The organism is Actinospineispora eucalypti (assembly GCF_039543365.1).
In the GTDB taxonomy this organism is placed as follows: domain Bacteria; phylum Actinomycetota; class Actinomycetes; order Mycobacteriales; family Pseudonocardiaceae; genus Pseudonocardia; species Pseudonocardia eucalypti.
In genome coordinates, this window is the sequence record NZ_BAABJP010000004.1 from 115,349 (window position 1) to 133,067 (window position 17,719).

15 protein-coding genes are annotated in these 17,719 nt (G+C 72.2%); 8 read left to right on the top strand and 7 right to left on the bottom strand.

Annotation, left to right across the window (positions count from 1 at the left end):
* The 3 genes from ABEB12_RS05570 to ABEB12_RS05580 all read right to left on the bottom strand — a co-directional run bounded on the left by ABEB12_RS05570 (position 1) and on the right by ABEB12_RS05580 (position 4,340).
* A complete protein-coding gene (locus ABEB12_RS05570) occupies positions 1-963 on the bottom strand; it encodes a TauD/TfdA family dioxygenase (RefSeq protein WP_185062695.1) in 963 nt (320 codons plus the stop codon).
* Between the two features lie 336 nt (positions 964-1,299).
* Positions 1,300-3,243 (bottom strand): HNH endonuclease signature motif containing protein, encoded by a 1,944-nt coding sequence (locus ABEB12_RS05575; protein WP_185062696.1) that lies wholly within the window; start codon positions 3,241-3,243, stop codon positions 1,300-1,302.
* A 50-nt stretch (positions 3,244-3,293) separates the two neighbouring features.
* Complete coding sequence (locus tag ABEB12_RS05580; protein ID WP_185062697.1) at positions 3,294-4,340, bottom strand: FAD-dependent oxidoreductase; 1,047 nt, start codon at positions 4,338-4,340, stop codon at positions 3,294-3,296.
* Between the two features lie 367 nt (positions 4,341-4,707).
* On the opposite strand from ABEB12_RS05580, the gene ABEB12_RS05585 reads away from it, so the two are divergent.
* The 7 genes from ABEB12_RS05585 (at position 4,708) to ABEB12_RS05615 (ending at position 11,477) form a co-directional block, all read left to right on the top strand.
* Entirely contained in the window at positions 4,708-5,715 is a 1,008-nt protein-coding gene (locus tag ABEB12_RS05585; protein ID WP_185063112.1) for a histidine kinase, read from the top strand.
* Positions 5,712-6,497, top strand: a complete 786-nt coding sequence (locus tag ABEB12_RS05590; protein WP_185062698.1) for a response regulator — start codon at positions 5,712-5,714, stop codon at positions 6,495-6,497. The genes ABEB12_RS05585 and ABEB12_RS05590 overlap by 4 nt, the downstream gene beginning before the upstream one ends.
* A complete protein-coding gene (locus ABEB12_RS05595; RefSeq protein WP_185062699.1) occupies positions 6,494-6,853 on the top strand; it encodes a hypothetical protein in 360 nt (119 codons plus the stop codon). The genes ABEB12_RS05590 and ABEB12_RS05595 overlap by 4 nt, the downstream gene beginning before the upstream one ends.
* Positions 6,854-6,882: 29 nt before the next feature.
* Complete coding sequence (locus tag ABEB12_RS05600; RefSeq protein WP_425572219.1) at positions 6,883-8,526, top strand: sodium/solute symporter; 1,644 nt, start codon at positions 6,883-6,885, stop codon at positions 8,524-8,526.
* A gap of 138 nt (positions 8,527-8,664) precedes the next feature.
* Entirely contained in the window at positions 8,665-8,997 is a 333-nt protein-coding gene (locus ABEB12_RS05605) for a DUF485 domain-containing protein (protein WP_185062700.1), read from the top strand.
* On the top strand, positions 8,994-10,637 hold the full coding sequence (locus ABEB12_RS05610) for a sodium:solute symporter family transporter (RefSeq protein WP_185062701.1): 1,644 nt from the start codon (positions 8,994-8,996) through the stop codon (positions 10,635-10,637). Before ABEB12_RS05605 ends, ABEB12_RS05610 begins: the two co-directional genes overlap by 4 nt.
* Before the next feature lie 198 nt (positions 10,638-10,835).
* Positions 10,836-11,477: a YveK family protein gene (locus ABEB12_RS05615; RefSeq protein WP_185062702.1), complete on the top strand. Its 642-nt coding sequence runs from the start codon at positions 10,836-10,838 to the stop codon at positions 11,475-11,477.
* Here the strand turns inward: ABEB12_RS05615 and ABEB12_RS05620 are convergent.
* The 4 genes from ABEB12_RS05620 to hydA form a co-directional block, all read right to left on the bottom strand.
* Entirely contained in the window at positions 11,456-12,778 is a 1,323-nt protein-coding gene (locus ABEB12_RS05620) for an MFS transporter (RefSeq protein WP_185062703.1), read from the bottom strand. The two genes, ABEB12_RS05615 and ABEB12_RS05620, sit on opposite strands and share 22 nt — an antisense overlap.
* A 228-nt stretch (positions 12,779-13,006) precedes the next feature.
* The gene (locus ABEB12_RS05625; RefSeq protein WP_185062704.1) at positions 13,007-13,417 is read right to left on the bottom strand and encodes a cupin domain-containing protein; all 411 of its coding nucleotides are present in this window, start codon (positions 13,415-13,417) and stop codon (positions 13,007-13,009) included.
* Between the two features lie 354 nt (positions 13,418-13,771).
* The gene (locus ABEB12_RS05630; RefSeq protein ID WP_345702589.1) at positions 13,772-15,049 is read right to left on the bottom strand and encodes a M20 family metallo-hydrolase; all 1,278 of its coding nucleotides are present in this window, start codon (positions 15,047-15,049) and stop codon (positions 13,772-13,774) included.
* Positions 15,046-16,428: a dihydropyrimidinase gene (gene hydA, locus ABEB12_RS05635; RefSeq protein ID WP_185062705.1), complete on the bottom strand. Its 1,383-nt coding sequence runs from the start codon at positions 16,426-16,428 to the stop codon at positions 15,046-15,048. Before hydA ends, ABEB12_RS05630 begins: the two co-directional genes overlap by 4 nt.
* 132 nt (positions 16,429-16,560) lie before the next feature.
* On the opposite strand from hydA, the gene ABEB12_RS05640 reads away from it, so the two are divergent.
* Positions 16,561-17,607 (top strand): substrate-binding domain-containing protein, encoded by a 1,047-nt coding sequence (locus tag ABEB12_RS05640; protein WP_185062706.1) that lies wholly within the window; start codon positions 16,561-16,563, stop codon positions 17,605-17,607.
* Positions 17,608-17,719 lie beyond the last annotated feature (112 nt).

The window sequence follows — 17,719 nt, forward strand, 5'->3', positions numbered from 1 at the left end:
TCAGTCGGCGACGACGGTGTGGTCGGCGGTGAACTCCCGGCCGGCGATCAGCTCCGACTCCCGGCCGTCCGGGCCGACCGGCCGCTCCCCGATCAGCGTCACCCGGTGCAGGGTCCGCTCCACGTCCAGGTGGTCCAGGTCGGTCGGCGCCAGATGCGCGGTGGCCCGGTTGTCCCAGAACGCCACGCTGCCCGGCAGCCAGCGGAACCGCACGGTGTACTCGGGCCGGGTCAGCTCGGCGTAGAGCAGGTCCAGCAGCGCCCGGTTCTCCCTCGGCGAGAGGTCCAGGATGTGGCTGGTGAAGCCGGGGTTCACGAACAGCGCCCGCTCACCGGTCACCGGGTGCACCCGCACCACCGGATGCACGGCGACCAGCAGGTTGTCGTTCACCCGCCGGCTGTAGCGGTCGGTGGTGAGCTGCTGCTCGCTGCCGCCGTAGCGGTGCTCGGCGCGCAGCGTGTCCAGGAACCCGCGCAGCGGCGCGGACAGGCCCTCGTAGGCCGCGACCAGGTTGGTCCAGGTGGTGTCGCCACCGAACTCGGGGACCGTCTCGGCGCGCAGGATCGACGCGGCCGGTGGGTTCACCGCCGCCGTGACGTCGGTGTGCCAGCCGGCGAAGTAGCTGTACCGGCGGCGCGTCCGCACCGGATTGTCCTTGCCGTAACGCTGGTCGTAGCGGCGCGGGTCCACCGTGAAGATCTCCGGGTAGCCCTCCGGCGGCGCCTCGTCGTGCGGGTGCGCATAGGTCAGGTCGCCGAACTGGCGGGCAAACCGGATCTGCGCGGCGTGGTCCAGGTGCTGGTCCCGGAAGAAGATCACCTTGTACCGGTGCAGCGCGGCGGCGAGGCGACCCACGGTGTTCTCGTCCAGTGGTCGGGAGAGGTCGACGCCGTCGATCTCGGCGCCGATGTGGCCGGCCACCGGCCGTACGGACAGCTCGGTGTGTTCCGGTGCGATCGTCACTATGAGTCCTTCGGTCGGCCGGGGCCGGCGGACAGCCCGCTTCGGGGCACGGCGGTGCCCCGGGGGTTCAGCTGTCCGGCGCCGCCCGGCGAGTTCGGGTGGATGAGGAGAAAGCTGGGTGCGCGGTCAGGCCCAACAGAGCGCGGTGGCCGTGCGGCAGAAATCCACATGCCGCCGGCTGCGCAACAGCGTGACGGGCAGCGGGGCCACCAGCGGCCCTCGGCGCGACCGTCCGCCATCACTCATGCGGGTGACGCTAACACGCGGCTTCGCGAAAAGTCCATCAAAGTAGTCAAGTTTACCGGAGCCGGCGGATCCACACTTCGGATCACGTGCCTAGAACGGTGGTGGGTCGGGTTCTGGGTCGGTGATGGGTTCTCCTCTGGTGTGGTAGCGGCGGCCGAGTGGGCTGGTCCAGATGAACCTCCCGGGTTGGGGTTGGGTGACGGTCCAGCCTCCTTCGTGTTTGAGCCGGTGGTCGTGTTTGCAGCCGGGTCCGAGGTTGGTGTGGGTGGTGGGGCCGCCGTGTTGGTGGTCGTGGGTGTGGTCCTGTTCGGACTGGGTGGCGGGGCGCCGGCAGCCCGGGGCGGTGCAGGTGCGGTCGCGGATCTGCACGTACCGGCGTAGTGCGTGGCCGGGCAACCGCCGCCCCGCCTGGCCCTCTGAATCCGCGTCGGGCGTGGTGTGGGTGTGTTGGTATTGGGTGGCGATGTCGCTGATCACCCCGGCCCACGTTGGTGGAGGGTCTGTGGCCAGTCGGGCCAGGACGGTGGCCGGGATGGCCAGCTCGACGATCCCGCCCCCGGCCTCGTACGGAGGCGGGCCGGTGGCGGGTCTTCGCCGGGTGATGCCCTCGGCGAGCAGGTAGCCCTCCTGGTCGGTGACCGCCCACCGCCACTGCCCGTGGTGTTGGCGGGCCGCTGCCCGCCGGGCGGTGTGGGCGAGGATGGGTCCCCAGCCGGGTAGTTCACCGGGTAGCTGGTTGACCCCGGCGAGGCTGTCGAGTCGAGCCCGGACCTCGATACCGGTCACTCGCCCAAGCGGTTCGCGCTCGCTGCCCGCCGGTCCAGGCATGGGAGCCGGCTGGTGGTTGTGCGGGCTGCCCTGGACTGGTTCAGCGTGGTCTGATCCGGCACTGACCGGCTCGGCACTGACCGGCTCGGCACTGTCCGGCTCGGCACTGTCCGGCTCGGCACTGTCCGGCTCGGCACTGTCCGGCTCGGCACTGTCCGGCTCGGCTGTGCCCGACTCGGCTGTGTCCGACTCGGGGAACGCTGAGCTTTCCGCCGCCACAGCTTCGCCCCTTCGGACTGCGACCGTTGATGCTTCGTCGGGCGAGGCTTCGGCCGGCGACGCTTCGCCCGGTGAGACTTCGTCCCGGGAGACTTCGGTCGGTGAGACTTCGGTCGACGCGGCTTGGGCCGCCGCGGCATCGCTCGGGGTGGCCTCAGCGGTTGGGGTTTGGGTCCGCGCGGCCTCGGCCAGCAGAGCGGCGATCATTTCCGCCCGGGTCAGGTGATGGAAACGGCCATCCAGCAGGCGCAGGTAGATGTCCGCGCGCAGCTGGTCGACCCGACCCGGATGCCCAGCCCGTTTCGCCGCCCGGGCCAACCCGGCGATCCGATCGGTCGCCGCGGCCGCCTCATCCGGCGGCAAACCCGACGCGCTGATCACCGCCGTGCCGTCCGGGTTCAGATAACCCACCACCGCCCGCTCCGCCAACGCCCGCTCATAAGCATCCTGGGCATGATCCGGATCCGCGGTGATGATCAACTTCAGGATCCGGGCACGCAGCTGCCCCGTGGTCAACCCCGGCGCCGCCACCAACACCGCGTCCAACACCGTGGCGACCAACTCAGCCGGCAGGCCAGCCAGGTGCTGGACGAACACCAACGCCCGATCCCGATCGACCCGACCGACCAGCATCTCCGCATGCACCACCGGCAAACCCCGACACAGCAGGTAGGCGAACTCGGACTCACTCCACCCCTGGCGCCGCGTCATCACCAACGCCGCCCGCACCTCATCCGCCGCAAAACGATCCGGCTCAGCCAGACACGCCACCGAATCCGGCCCCGCGCACGGATCACGCTCCAGCGTCGAGGCCACCGCCCCGAGATACACCCCGTCGGTATACGCCCGCTGCCGCGCCGACGCCTGCAACACATCGACGACCGAACCGTTCGGCACCACCGTCACATCGACCGAGGCCAACAGCGCGCCCAGCGCTGGGCCGACGGGAGTCTCCGCCAGCCGCTCACCAAGCCCGCCGCCGTCCATGCATTCGATTATATGTTCGAGCACCGACACTTTCGGCGCCCCGAAGCACCCTAGGCCGGTTGACGTGCGCCGAGGGCGAGGTCGGCCAGCTCCCGGCCGATCGCCGGCGCCGCCGGGATCGCGCGGTCGGAGAACCCGTACCCGAAGGCGACCGGGCCGAACGAGGCGAGCACCGGCCGTCCGTCGGCGGTCTCCACCCGTGCGCGCTCCAGTTCGGTCGGCGCCGTGGCATCCAGTCCCGGGAGCCACTCGGCGACGTAGTCGAGCAGGCGCCGCCGGGCAACCGGTTGCTCGCCGGCATCCTCGAGCGCCACGACCACCTGCCCACACGGGTCGGGAACACCCGCAACGGCGGCGGCCCGCCGGTGGTCGGCGAAGATCGGCCAGTTGTTCTCCAGCGGGATACACGGGTTGATGCCGAGCGGAGTGAAACCGGCGACGCGGGAGGAGATCACCCTCGGCGACGGGACCGGCAGGTGCGGCAGCAGACCCACCGACGCGGCACCCGCCGCCACCACCAGTCGGCGGGCCCGGATCGGGCCGGCACTGGTCCGCAGCCGCACCCGGTCGTCGCCGTCCACCGCGACGGAGCGCACCCGAACCGCTGGCTCGACCACCGCACCCCACCCCACCGCGGCGGCGCGCAGCGCTCGTGCCGCCTGTGCCGGCCGGAGCCGGCCGGCGGTCCCCGGCTGGTGCAGCACCGGTCCCCCGAAGGCCATTCCCGCCCACCGGCGCTCCGCCTCGTCCGGTCGCAGCCAGACGTGCGGGACGTTCGCCTCGGTCAGCCGGCGGGCGAGCGCCGCGGTGCGCAGCGGCGCACCGTGGTCAACGCCGTCGGTCAGGCTGAGCAGCGCCGCGCCGGTCTCCGCCTCGACCCGCCGCCACCACCGCGCCGACGCCACCACCGGCGCCGACGAGGCCAGATCCTCCGGCCGCACCGCCACCGGCGCCGCCGACTCCCCGGGGCCGGTCCCGGGCTGGGGCAGGATCAGCACCCCACGGCCCTCCCGGGCGAGATGCCAGGCCACCGCTGCCGCGACCGCGCCCTCCCCCACAACCACGACCTCGACATCCGAACGCGACACGACCGCCATCACGCCTTCCCTTCGGCCGGAGCGGCGGCGAGCCGCCGGGACACCCTCCAACCTAAGCGGCTCGGCCAGCTGACGTAACCCCTTAAATTGATAGAAATAACCAGGTTTCACGTCTTCAAACAGGCATTTATCAGTCGATTAGCGGCAAGATAACCGCCGAAGACCGCGGCTTCCACGCTCGCCGGTACCGCTCCTTCGGGACGGGTCGGCCTGAGCCCCGGGATTCGAGGGGCGAAGGGTTTATCCTCTGCTGATCGGCCGCGCGCCGTGCTGTCGCAGGGAGGCGAGGGTGGCTGCAGCTCCCGAGACCGGCTGGTCGCACCGACGGCGTGGCTGGTGGCGGCCCGCCGCGCGGGAAGGCGACCCGATGGCCGCCGTGGCCGAGGCCCGGCGGATCGCGGCCGCGCTGCGCGGCGGGGTGGACGGGCCGGGCGCGGTCGCCGCGGTCCGGCGGCTGCGGCGGTTGCTCGGCGCGGATGCCGTCGGTATCAGCGGCCTGGCCGGTGAACCCGTCTGGTCGGGCCAGGCGTCGAGCCCGGCCGAGGCCGCCGACCTGGTGCGCCGGGTGCTCCGGACGGACAGCCGCGCGTCCTCGGGTGCGCTCCTGGTACTGCCGCTGCACGCCCGCGACGAGCTGGTCGGCGCGCTCGCGGTGGAGGGCGGGGTGAGCACCTCGGCGGCCAAGGAGTCGGCGGCGCTGGTGGGTGAGGCGCTGGAACGGGCGCGGCTGGAGGCGTCCGCCGAGGCCGCCGAGCAGGCCGAGCTGCGGGCGTTGCGGGCCGAGATCTCGCCGCACTTCGTGTACAACAGCCTCACCGCGATCGCCTCGTTCGTGGCCTCCGATCCGGAACGGGCCCGGGACCTGATGCTCGAGTTCGCCGCGTACACCCGGCACAGCCTGGCCCGGCACGGCGAGTACACCACGGTCGCCGGGGAGTTCCAGGCGATCGAGGCGTACCTCGCGCTGGCCCGCGCGGTGCTGGGCGAGCGGCTGCGGGTGCAGGTGCGGATCGCACCGGAGGTGCTCCCGGTCGCGCTGCCCTATCTGGCCCTGCAGCCGCTGGTGGAGAACGCGGTGCGCCATGGCGTGGAGCTGACCGACGGAAGCGGCCTGGTGCAGGTGAGCGGCGAGGCCGACGGCGCCGAGTGCGTGATCAGCGTGGAGGACGACGGGCCGGGCATGGACCCCGACTACGCCGCCGACGTGCTGGCCGGGCGCGGGGAGCCGGACAGCCTGGGGCTGGTGAACGTGGACCGGCGGCTGCGCACCGTGTTCGGCCCGAGCTACGGGCTGGTGGTCGAGACCGCCGTCGGGGCCGGCACCCGGGTGGTGCTCCGCGTGCCGCGCTTCCAGCCCGGGGTGGCCGCCCAGTGACCGGCGGGCTGCGGGTGCTGGCCGTGGACGACGTCGCCCCGGCCCTCGACGAGCTGCGCCGGCTGCTGCTCGCCGCGCCCGAGGTCGCGCACGTCACCACCGCCGGAGACGCGATCACCGCGCTGCGGCTGCTCCAGGCCAACCCGTTCGACGCGGTGTTCCTGGACATCTCCATGCCGGCGATGGACGGGATGGAGCTGGGCTCGCTGCTCGCCCGGATGACCGACCCGCCAGTGATCGTTTTCGTCACCGCCTTCGAGGAGCACGCGGCGTCGGCCTACGGCCTGGGCGCCGTCGACTACCTGCTCAAACCGGTCGGGCGGGAGCGGTTGCGCGCCGCGTTGGACCGGGTACGGCGGTTCCTTGCCTCGGGCGCCGGTCCCCCGCCGGAGCCCGGCGGGGTGGACGAACTGGCCGCCGTGCCGGTCGACCTGGGCGGCCGCACCCTGTTCGTGCGGCGCGACGACGTCCGGTTCGCCGAGGCCAACGGCGACTACGTGCGGCTGCACACGCCGTCGGCGGCGCACCTGGTGCGCATCCCGATCTCCCGGCTGGAGCGGCACTGGCACTCGGCCGGCTTCCTCCGGGTACACCGCAGCTACCTGCTGGCCATCACCGCCGTGCGCGAGCTGCGCAGCGACATCGGCGGCGGGCTGCTGGCGCACACCGACCTCGGGGACGTCCCGGTGAGCCGCCGCCACGCCCGGGAGCTGCGCCAACACCTGCTGGAGGCCGCCACCCGGGGCGAGTTCGACGCGCCGAACCGAGGGGAACGCGGGTGAGCCGGCTGCGCCGGGTGGCGGTCACCAGTCCCCAGACCCGGCTGGCGATGGCCCGGCACCACCCCGGTGTCCGGCGACACCTGCCCCACCTCGCCCCGTCCGACCTGGAACGGGCCCGGCGGGTGCACCGGGCCCAGCTGCGCCGCGCGCTCGTCGCGGTGGGGCTGCTCGCCACGCTGATGATCGGGCTGCCGGCGCTGCTGGCCGGGTTCCCCGAGCTGGATCGCGTGCGGTTCGCCGGGGTCCCGGTGTCCTGGCTGGCGTTGGGGGTACTGCCCTACCCGCTGCTGGTGCTGCTCGCGTGGTGGCAGCTGCGCCGGGCCGAGGACGTCGAGCGGCGGCGGGACTCGCCGTGATCATCTCGGCGATCGTGCTGGTCCTCGTGATGGCGCTGCTGATCGGCGCCCGAGGGGTCGCGGCGATCCGCAGCACGTCCGACTTCCTGGTCGCCTCGCGGCGGATCTCCCCCGCGCTGAACGCGGCGGCGGTGTCCGGCGAGTACATCTCGGTCGCCTCCTTCCTCGGCGTGGCCGGCCTGGTGTTGAAGGACGGGATCGGCGCGCTCTGGTACGGGGTCGGCTTCGCCGCCGGCTACATCGCGATGCTGTCACTGGTCGCGGCGCCGATGCGGCGGACCGGGGCGCTCACCGTGCCCGACTTCGCCGAGGCCCGGTTCGGCTCCTCTGGGCTGCGGCGGCTGTCCGGCGCCGTGGTACTGGTGATCGCCACGCTGTACCTGGTGCCCCAGTTCAAGGCGGCCGGACTGGTGCTCACCGTGGTGAGCGGGACCCCGTACTGGGTGGGGGTGGTCGTGGCCGGGGTGGCGGTCAGCGTCACCCTGGCGCTGGGCGGGATGCGCGCCGCGACCTACGTGCAGGCCTTCCAGTTCGGCCTGAAGCTGCTGCTGTTCATCGTGCCGGCGGTCTGGCTGGTCCTCCAGGTCGGCGGGGACGCCCGCCGGGAGGCGCTGGCCCCGGTGGAGTTCACCCGGTTCGAGCGCCCGACACCGGTGGAGTTCCGGCTCGGCGTGGACCTGACGATCGGCGCCCCGACCACGGTCTCCGTCGCCGGCCGGCCCCCGGAGGAGCTGGCTCCCGGCCGCTACCACGCCGAGGCCGGCAGCACCTGGACGTTCGCCGAGGGTGCCGCCGTGCCGAGGGTGGACGGGGCACTGCCGCCCGGCGGGGCGGACTGGTCACGCCCGCTGCTCGACGCCGGCGGCCCCGGCGGCCCGGTGCTCGCCACGTTGTCGCTGCTGGTGGCCACGGTGCTGGGCGCCATGGGGCTGCCCCACATCATCGTGCGGTTCCACACCAGCTCCGACGGGCGCGGGGCCCGGCGCACGGCGGCGATCACGGTGGCCCTGCTGAGCGTGTTCTACCTGTTCCCCGGCGTGTACGGGGCGCTGGGCGCGGTGCTGTTGCCCGAGCTCTACCTGTCCGGCGGGACCGACACGGTGGTCGTCGCGCTGCCGGCCCGGGTGGACTCCGGCTGGGCGGGTGGGCTGCTCACCGCGATGCTCTCGGCCGGCGCGTTCGCCGCGTTCCTCGCCACCTCCCTCGGCCTGCTGCTCGCGCTGTCCGGCGCGGTGTCGCACGACCTGCTCCCCGGGGCCACGGTGCGTCGGCTGCGGCTGACCACCCTGGGCGCCGCCCTGTGTGTGGTCGCGCTGGCGCTGCAGGCCGCGCACCTGGACGTCGGCGCGATGGTGACCTCGGCGTTCACCGTCGCCGCATCCACCTTCTGCCCGCTGCTGGTGCTCGGGATCTGGTGGTCGCGCCTGACCGCACCGGCCGCGGTGGCTGGCATGCTGGTCGGGCTGGCGGCCTCCGCCGGGGCGATCGGGACGGGCCTGCTAGGAGCCCCACCACCGGGGATCGTGGCCGCGCTGCTGGGCCAACCGGCGCTGTGGTCGGTACCGCTGGCCTTCCTGACGATGGTGCTGGTGTCGCTGCGCGGGCGGCCGCCGGCCTGGGCAAACGCGGCGATGCTGCGGCTGCACCTGGACGAGACGCGGAACTCTCCCTGACCGTTCGTCGGATATTACGACCGCTCGTCAGCCGTTCGTCGCCCCCTCTAACGACGCGTCGTACGCCACCTTTCAACTTCCTTAAGAGGAGCTTTAGCTGTGCACCCCTGAGGATTCGCACAGTGCAAGGAGGCACCCGTGTCGAGTGAACCACCGACACAGACGCGCGACTGGGCGGCTGTACAGGCCAGCCCCGAGTTCCAGCGGCTGCGGCACCGGCTGCGCAGCGTCGTGTTCCCGGTCTGTGCGCTGTTCCTGGGTTGGTACCTGCTGTACGTCGTCATGTGCAGCTACGCGCCGGCGCTCATGTCGACCAAGATCGTCGGCAACGTGAACCTGGCCCTGGTGTTCGGCCTGCTCCAGTTCGTGTCCACCTTCGCCATCACCACCTGGTACGTCCGCTACGCGAACCGGAAGCTCGACCCGCTGGCCGGCCAGCTGCGCGACGAGCTCGAGGAGGCACGGGCATGAGGCTGCTCGCGGCGCAGGGCGTGGAAGGCAGCAGCCCGCTGCTCAACATCGTCATCTTCGGGGTGTTCGTGGTGATCACCCTGGCCATCGTCGTGCGGGTCAGCCGGCGGGCCACCCGCAGGGCCGCCGACTTCTACACCGCCGGCGGGGCGTTCTCCGGCCAGCAGAACGGCATCGCCATCTCCGGCGACTACCTCTCGGCGGCCTCGTTCCTGGGCATCGCGGGCGCCATCGCCCTCAACGGCTACGACGGGTTCCTCTACTCGGTCGGGTTCCTGGTGGCCTGGCTGGTCGCCCTGCTCCTGGTGGCCGAGCTGCTGCGCAACACCGGCCGCTACACCATGGGCGACGTGCTGGCCTTCCGGATGCGGCAGCGCCCGGTGCGGGCGGCGGCGGCCACCTCCACGCTGACCGTGTCGTTCTTCTACCTGCTCGCCCAGATGGCCGGCGCCGGTGGCCTGGTCGCGCTGCTGCTCAACGTGACCAGCAAGGCCGGGCAGGCGGTGGTGATCGCCATCGTGGGCGCGGTGATGATCGCCTACGTGCTCATCGGCGGCATGCGCGGCACCACCTGGGTGCAGATCATCAAGGCGGTACTGCTCATCGCGGGCGCCGGAGTCATGACGCTGTGGGTGCTCGCCGCCTACGGGTTCAACTTCTCCGCGCTGCTCGCCGACGCGGTGCGCCACGGCGGCGCGGCGGGCGAGGCGCTGCTCAACCCGGGCAAGCAGTACGGCAAGACCGCGCTGACCCAGATCGACTTCATCTCCCTGGCCCTGGCGCTGGTGCTCGGCACGGCCGGCCTGCCGCACGTGCTGATGCGCTTCTACACGGTGCCCACCGCGCAGGAGGCCCGCCGCTCGGTGGTCTGGGCGATCTGGCTGATCGGCCTGTTCTACCTGTTCACCCTGGTGCTCGGCTACGGCGCCGGCGCCATGGTCGGCCCGGCCGAGATCAAGAACGCCCCCGGGGGCGCGAACTCGGCGGCACCGCTGCTCGCCTACGAACTGGGCGGCACGCTGTTGCTCGGGGTGATCGCGGCGGTGGCGTTCGCCACCATCCTCGCGGTGGTCGCCGGGCTCACCATCACCGCGTCGGCCTCCTTCGCCCACGACATCTACGCCAACGTGATCAAGCGTGGGCAGGTGGACGGCAAGGACGAGGAGGTCAAGGTCGCCCGGATCACCGCGGTGGTGATCGGGGTCGTGGCGATCCTCGGCGGCATCCTGGCCAACGGGCAGAACATCGCGTTCCTGGTCGCGCTGGCGTTCGCGGTGGCCGCGTCGGCGAACCTGCCCACCATTCTCTACTCGCTGTTCTGGGGGCGGTTCAACACCTCCGGGGCGCTGTGGAGCATCTACGGCGGGGTGGGCAGCACCGTTCTGCTGATCGTCTTCTCCCCCGTGGTGTCGGGCAAGCCGGTCGACCCGGCGACCGGGCGGAGCCCGTCGATGCTGCAGGGGGTGGACTTCAGCTGGTTCCCGCTGGACAACCCCGGACTGGTGTCGATCCCGCTGTCCTTCCTCCTCGGCTACCTCGGCACGGTTCTCAGCAAGGACCGCGCCGACCAGGAGAAGTACGCGGAGATGGAGGTCCGGTCGCTCACCGGCGCGGGCGTGGAGCCGGCTTCCGTGCACTGACCCGCCCGAACGCACTGCCAGCCCGGCACGGCCGCTCAGTCGGCCGTGCCGGGTATTTCTTTGATCGACTTGGTTCTCCCGGGCAGTATTCATGGTGTCGCGGTACGGAAGGAGGGAACAACCTTGGACAGATCGGCCCGCTTCCATCCTCCGCTTCTCACCCGCGATCAGCAGCGGCATCTCTGGAAACTGTCGATCGTGATCATTGCCTTGGCCGCCGCGGGCGGGGCGGCGGCGTCCGTTCTCCTGCCGAAGACCTACATGGCGCGCACGCTGATCGAGTACCGGCTGTCCGACGAGGACAACGCCCGCAGGGCTCCCGACGGCACGTACCCGCGCGCCTTCGCCACCGAGACGGCCCTGATGCAGAGCCGGGCCGTGCTCGGCCCGGTGGCCGAGTCGAACGGCGTCCAGCCGGACCGCCTCGCCGGGCAGGTCCGGGTGGAACTGCTGCCGGACAGTTCGGTGATCCAGGTGGACGTCCTGAGCGGGGACCAGACGTCCGGCGTCAAGCTGGCCGGAGACATCGCCGACCGGTACCTGGCGGTGGTCTACGAGCGGTCGCCCAGGAAGTACATCGAGGATCAGCTCCGTGCCGCGCAGCGGCAACGGGCCGCCGCGCTGCAGGGGCGCAAGGACATCCTGAACCTCACCGGCGAGCACGCGGCCGTGGTCGAGCCGGCTCACCCGGTTCCCGCCGAAACTTCGCCGAGCCCGGTGACCACCGGGGCCATCGGCCTGGTCTGCGGACTGCTCGCCGCCGCGGGAGTCGCCTGGATAGTCGCCGCACGCTATCGCCGGCGCAACGCGAACCGCGGCTACCGCAGGCCGGCCCCATGAGGCTCGACCGGGACGGCGCCGCCATGCTCGAGCCGTTTCCGCTGGTCCCAGCGCGCACCGGCGACGACCGCGAACGCCGAGACGAGGAACATGAGTGACACCGGCCAGTAGGCGTGTCCGGGTGTGACGGTGATGAGCGCGAAGCCGAGCAGCGGCGCCAGGCCGCCGGCGATGCCCCCGGTCTCCTTTCCGGTGCCGAGGCCGGATGCCCGCACGCTGGTCGGGAACTGGCGGGCGAAGTACGCCCCGGATGCGGCGAGCATGGCGGGGATGATGATGCCGGTGCTGGCGATCAGCACGGCCCAGATGGCCAGCGGTGCGCCGGTGTCCAGCGCCCAGAAGAACGGGAACGCAATGAGCGCGATCCCGGCCGCGCCGACCAGCAGCACCCGCGCCGCGTCGTACCGGTCGCAGAGCCAGCCGGCGACCGGGACCGCGGCGATGGCGACGGCGCTGGCCAGCGTGACGCCGAATGCCCCGACGTTCGCCGGCACCCCCCGGAACTCGGTCAGGTAGGACAGGCTGAACGTCTTGAACAGGTAGCTGGCGCTCAGGTAGCCGATGGTCACCAACCCCACGGCGCCCACCCCGCGCCAGTGGTGTCGCAGCAGGTCGCGCAGCGGGGTGGCGTGGGTGCGCCGGTCGTCGTCATCGGCCACCCGGGCGAACTCGGGTGTCTCCGGCATCCGGGTGCGCACCCAGTACCCCACTCCCACCAGCGCGAAGCTCGCCACGAACGGGATGCGCCAGCCCCAGGTCTCCAGGAACTCGCGGTCCAGGCTGGTGAGCACGGCGACGGTGAGCGATGCGGCGAACAGCCCGATGTTGACGCCCAGCGCGGGCAGGGACCCGAACCGGCCCCGGGTGCGGGCGCCCGCGTGCTCGTAGGACACCGCCACGGCGCTGCCGAACTCGGCCCCGGCACCCAGCCCCTGGCCCAGCCGGAGCACGACCAGCAGGATCGGCGCGAAAACGCCGATCGAGCCGTACGACGGGATGAGCCCGATCAGCCCGGACGAGACGCCCATGAGCAGGAACGTGAGGGACAGGACGCGCTTGCGGCCGATCTTGTCGCCGACGTAGCCGAAGAAGATCCCGCTCAGCGGGCGGACCACGAAACCGACGGTGAACGTGGCGATCGAGGCGAGTGTCCCGGCCACCGAGCTCTGCCCGGGGAAGAAGACCTTGCCGAAGACCAGCGCGGCCATCGAGGCGAACAGGTAGAAGTCGTACCACTCCAGCGCCGAGCCGATGACCACGGCCGGGCCGACCGTGCGCGCAGAGGTGTCGGACTGACTCATGGGCGCTTCCGTCCTTCTGCGTCGTTGCCAGCGGACCAGCCTCAGATCGTACCGTCTAGTGAAACAGTCATTCTGCTCCGTGGTCCTTGCTTCATACCCTGATCGAGTGAACAGGTCAAGTCGCCCCGCGGGCGGCCCACTTGGACATGATCGCCGACGGTGGCGGTACAACCGCGATTTTCGCTGCTCAACCACCACCGACAGCGATCAAGGTCAACGCGCCGCGGTCTAGCGGCCAACCTCGTCGGGCGTCCGCGACGACTCGAGGTGGTAGAGCTCCGGGAGGTGGACCATGACCGGCTCCTGGGAGCTCCGCGCGATCACCACAACCGCCGGCTCGTCGGGGTCGGGGTTCTCCTCCCGGTGCGGGACGAACGGGGGCACGTAAAGGAAGTCACCGGGGCCGGCGTCGACGCGCACCTCGCCCGTGCCGTCGTGGAAGTAGAACACCGGGTGGCCGCTGACCACGAAGACCGCGGCCTCGGTCGGGCCGTGGTGGTGGTTCGGCGTGGAGCTGCCGGGCGGGTTGCTCACCATGCCCATCCACAGGGCGGACGATCCCACCCGCTCGCCACTGATCGCGGTGAACCCGTCCAGTTGGCCCGCGCGCACGTGGTGCACCCGATTCTGAGTGGTCATGACTTCCTCCTTCTCCGGACCTTGCTGACCTCCTCAGAGTGCGTTCGTCCCGGCGAAACCGGCGAGGATTGTTGCCGTTTCCGGGACGAGGTCCGCCCACGGTCGGGCCGGCGCGGCTCCGGTCCCGCCCGGCGCCTTTTCGCTCGGTGCCGACGAACCGAACCCAACCAACACCGATCACGTTCCGTAACGAGGCTGGCGGGCGGTGTGGTCTCCCACTCCGAGCGGCCAGAGCGCCGAAGGGCAGCCCAGTCGTCTCGATCCATGATCAAAAGGCGACTGCGCTGCCACTCGGCGACCGCCGGGGCGGGTTGAGCGGCGCCTGGGGCCTGTGCGGCTCACAGCGGAGCTCGCTCAGAGCGTGTCCCGCGGCTGATCGAGCCGGAGCAGGGTGCCGGCCAGCACGCGGATACCGGTCTCGATGTCCGGAAGGTCGGTCCACTCCTCGGGACAGTGGCTGCGCCCGCCCCGCGACGGTACGAAGATCATCCCCATCGGGCACAGCCGAGCCAGGTGGACGGCGTCGTGGGTCGCCCCGCTGGGCACCGGCAGCCAGGGCTCACCGAGCGACCCGGCCACCCCGGCGATCACCTCGTGCACGTCGGCGCTGACCGGCCGGCGCTCGTTGTCCCGCGACCAGTCGATCTCCACATCAACCCCGGAGCGGCCGGCCAGCTCGCGGATCTCCTCGGCCAGCCGCAGCTGCGCCGAGGACAGCCACCCGGTGTCCACGCTGCGCATCTCGGCGTGCATGCGCACCGCCGCCGGCACCACGTTCGGCGAGCCGGGCTCCGCGACCAACCGGGAGGTGGTCGCCACCCCGTGCACCGGGGCGCCACACGCGGTCCGCCGTACCGCGAGCACCGCCTCCGCCGCCGCGACCAGCGCGTCCCGCCGGTCCCCCATCGGCATCGTGCCGGCGTGGTCCGCCCGCCCCCGGAACGTGGCCAGCAGCCGCTCGATCCCGGCGATCGCGGTCACCACCCCCAGCCCGACCCCGCGCTCCTCCAGCACCGGCCCCTGCTCGACGTGCAGCTCGACGTACCCGGCCAACCGGTGCCGGGCGAAGGCGGCCGCCGACCCGAGCACCCCGTCCGGCTCCAGCCCGAACCCGGCGTACCGCTCACCCAGCCGCATCCCGGCCGCATCCCGGCGGTCCAGGTCGGACGCGGTCAGCTCGCCGGCCAGCGCGCGGCTGCCCAGGCAGCTCAGCCCGAAGTCGTTGGACTCCTCGCCGAGGAAGTCCACCACCAGCAGGTCCCGGCGCAGCCGGATGCCGCGCTCGCGCAACAGCCGTACCGTCTCCAGGGCGCCGAGCACCCCGACCACCCCGTCGAACCGCCCACCAGACTCCACCGTGTCCGTGTGCGACCCGGTGACCAGCGCGGGCGCGGCCGGATCCAGGCCCGGCAGCACCCCGACGACGTTCCCCGCACCATCCAGGCGCACGTCCAGCCCGGCCTCGCGCATCCGCCGGCGCACCCAGTCACGCGACGCCCGGTAGGGCTCGGAGAAGACCGTCCTGGTCCAGCCACCGCTTTCCGGCGCGCGGATCCCGGCCAGCTCGCTCAGGTCCTGCTCGACCCGCTCACCCACCGGTCGCAGCGCCTCGAAGTCGGCGCCGGCGGTCACAGCGTGGCCCGCCGCAGGAACCGGCCCCGGCCGTCGGCTCCGACGTACTCGCCGTTGCGGGCGATCAGCTCACCCCGGGAGTACACCGCCTCCAGCGCACCCGGCAGTGTCCACCCCTCGTAGGGGGTGTAGTCCATCCGCTGCTGTTGGGTCGCCGCGCTGATCGTGGTCGCCCCGTCCGGGTCCAGCACCACGATGTCGGCGTCCGCGCCGGCCACGATCGCGCCCTTGGCCGGGAACAGGCCGAACTGCCGGGCCGGGGTGGTCGCGGTCAGCTCGACCAGCTTCTCCAGCGAGATCCGGCCGGCCCGCACACCCTCGGCGTACATCACGATCATCCGGTGCTCCACCCCCGGCCCGCCGTTCGGGATGGCCCGGAAGTCGTGTTCGCCGAGCCGCTGCTTCTCGGTCAGGCAGAACGGGCAGTGGTCGGAGCTGACCACGCCCAGGGTGCCGGCGCGCAGGCCGCGCCACAACGCGTCGCGGTGCTCCCGGGTGCGCAGCGGCGGTGTGAGCACCACCTTCGCCGGCTCGAAGCCCGGCGCGTCGTAGAGCGAGCGGTCCAGGGTCAGGTAGTGCGTGCAGGTCTCCCCCGCCACCGCCCACTCACGGGCCCGCGCCTCGGCCACCGCCGCCACGGCACCCTCGGTGGACAGGTGCACGAAGTACAGCGGCGCGTCCGCCATGCGGGAGATCCGGATGGCCCGCTGCACCGCTTCCACCTCGGTGGACGGCGGCCGGGCCAGCTCGTGCGAGGCGGGCCCGGTGCGGCCGGCCGCCACCAGCTCGGCGGCCAGCCGGTCGATCACGTCACCGTTCTCGGCGTGCACGCACACCTGACCGCCCAGCGCGCTGGAGCGGCGCAGCACCTCGAACAGGTCCCCGTCGTGCAGCATCAGGGTGCCCCGGTAGGCCATGAAGACCTTGAAGCTGGTCACCCCGGACTCCACGATCTCGGGGAACTCGTCGGTCGCCCCGTCGTAGAGGTCGGTCACGCACATGTGGAAGCCGTAGTCGACGACCGCCCGCTCCTCGGCCCGCGCCCGGTGCGCCTGCAGCGAGGACACCAGCTTCTCCCCCGGCGGCTGCATGGCGAAGTCGACCACGGTGGTGGTGCCGCCGCAGGCCGCGGCCCGGGTCCCGGAGGCGAAGTCGTCGGCCGTGGTGGTGCCCATCATCGGCGAGTCGATGTGGGTGTGCACGTCCACCCCGCCCGGCAGCAGGAACCGGCCGGTGCAGTCCTCCCGCCGCACATCGGTGATCGGCAGCCCGGCCAGGTCACCGATCGCCTCGACCTTCCCGTCCCGCACCAGCACGTCGGCCCGCACGGTCCCGCCGCTGTTCACCACCTGCCCGCCGGACAACAACAAGTACCGCACCTGGGCCTCCCCCGCTGGTCAGTCGCGCAAAGGCGCGCACGCAAACGTTTGCGTCAAATTATTCCCAAACGTTTGCGCAGAGTCAAGAGCCGCACCGCGAGGCGGCTCGGCCCATCCGGCAGACTCTCCGCCATGGCGCCACCGAACCGGCTTTCCCGGACGGGCGCGGTGACCCTCGCCTCGCTCGCCGAGCGGCTGGGCGTGCACGTCTCCACCGTGTCCCGCGCGCTGAGCAGCCACCCGGAGGGCGTCGGAGAGGCGACCGTGCAGCGGGTCCGCGCGCTGGCCGAGGAGCTCGGCTACCGGCGGGACGAAGCGGCGCGCTCGTTGCGCACCGGCCAGACCCGGATGATCGGCGTGCTGGTGCCCAACCTGACCGACGTCGCGCACGCCACCATCTACGACGGCATCGACCAGGCCGCCGCCCAGGCCGGCTACAACACGGTGGTGTCCAACACCCGCGACGACGTGGACCTGCGGCGCGCCCGGCTGGATCTGCTGTTGTCCCGGCGGGTGGACGGGCTGATCGTGGCCGACTCGCGCAGCGACTCGAACCTGATCCCCGAGCTGGAGCGGGCCAAGGTGCCGTTCGTGCTGGTGATGCGGCGGCTGCCGGGCCAGGTCAGCGTCACCACCGATGACGTGGCGGGCGGCCAACTGGTCGGGGCGCACCTGTGGGAGCTGGGGCACCGGCGGGTCGGGGTGGTGGCCGGTGACCCGTCCGCGAGCACCGGGGCCGAGCGGACCCGGGGTTTCCTGGACAGGTTCGCCGATGCCGGGGTGCCGGTGCCGGACGAGTACGTGATCGCGTCCAGCTTCCACACCGACGGCGGCTACCGGGCCGCCGCCGAGCTGCTGCGCCTGCCCGAGCCACCCACCGCGATCTTCGCGGTCAACGACTTCACCGCGATCGGGGCGATGGGCGCGGTCCGGGACGCCGGCCTGCGGGTCGGCGTGGACGTGGCGGTCGCCGGCTACAACGACCTCGACCTCGCCCGGCACCTGCCGATCGGGCTCACCTCGGTGGCCTCTCCGCTCACCACCATGGGTGAGCTGAGCACCCGGACGCTGTTGCGCCTGCTGGCCGGCGGGTCGGCCAGATCGGTCCGGCTCCCGCCGACCCTGCGGGCGCGCGGGTCCACCCTCAACTCCCGCCGGCCACGACCATCGGACGGCTGACCAGCCGGGATTCGAGGCGCGGCAGCACTTCCCGGGCGAACAGCTCCATGGACCGTTCGCTGGCCTCCGCCGGCGGTCCGGGGACGTGGAAGCAGATGTCCAGTCCTGACTC

What these genes read in the sequence shown, in the direction of transcription:
- ABEB12_RS05575 (WP_185062696.1), bottom strand. Translation starts at nt 3,243, where the DNA reads ATGGACGGCGGCGGGCTTGGTGAGCGGCTGGCGGAGACTCCCGTCGGC.
- ABEB12_RS05580 (WP_185062697.1), bottom strand. Translation starts at nt 4,340, where the DNA reads ATGGCGGTCGTGTCGCGTTCGGATGTCGAGGTCGTGGTTGTGGGGGAG.
- ABEB12_RS05585 (WP_185063112.1), top strand. Translation starts at nt 4,708, where the DNA reads ATGGCCGCCGTGGCCGAGGCCCGGCGGATCGCGGCCGCGCTGCGCGGC.
- ABEB12_RS05600 (WP_425572219.1), top strand. Translation starts at nt 6,883, where the DNA reads ATGGCGCTGCTGATCGGCGCCCGAGGGGTCGCGGCGATCCGCAGCACG.
- ABEB12_RS05610 (WP_185062701.1), top strand. Translation starts at nt 8,994, where the DNA reads ATGAGGCTGCTCGCGGCGCAGGGCGTGGAAGGCAGCAGCCCGCTGCTC.
- ABEB12_RS05620 (WP_185062703.1), bottom strand. Translation starts at nt 12,778, where the DNA reads ATGAGTCAGTCCGACACCTCTGCGCGCACGGTCGGCCCGGCCGTGGTC.
- ABEB12_RS05625 (WP_185062704.1), bottom strand. Translation starts at nt 13,417, where the DNA reads ATGACCACTCAGAATCGGGTGCACCACGTGCGCGCGGGCCAACTGGAC.
- ABEB12_RS05640 (WP_185062706.1), top strand. Translation starts at nt 16,561, where the DNA reads ATGGCGCCACCGAACCGGCTTTCCCGGACGGGCGCGGTGACCCTCGCC.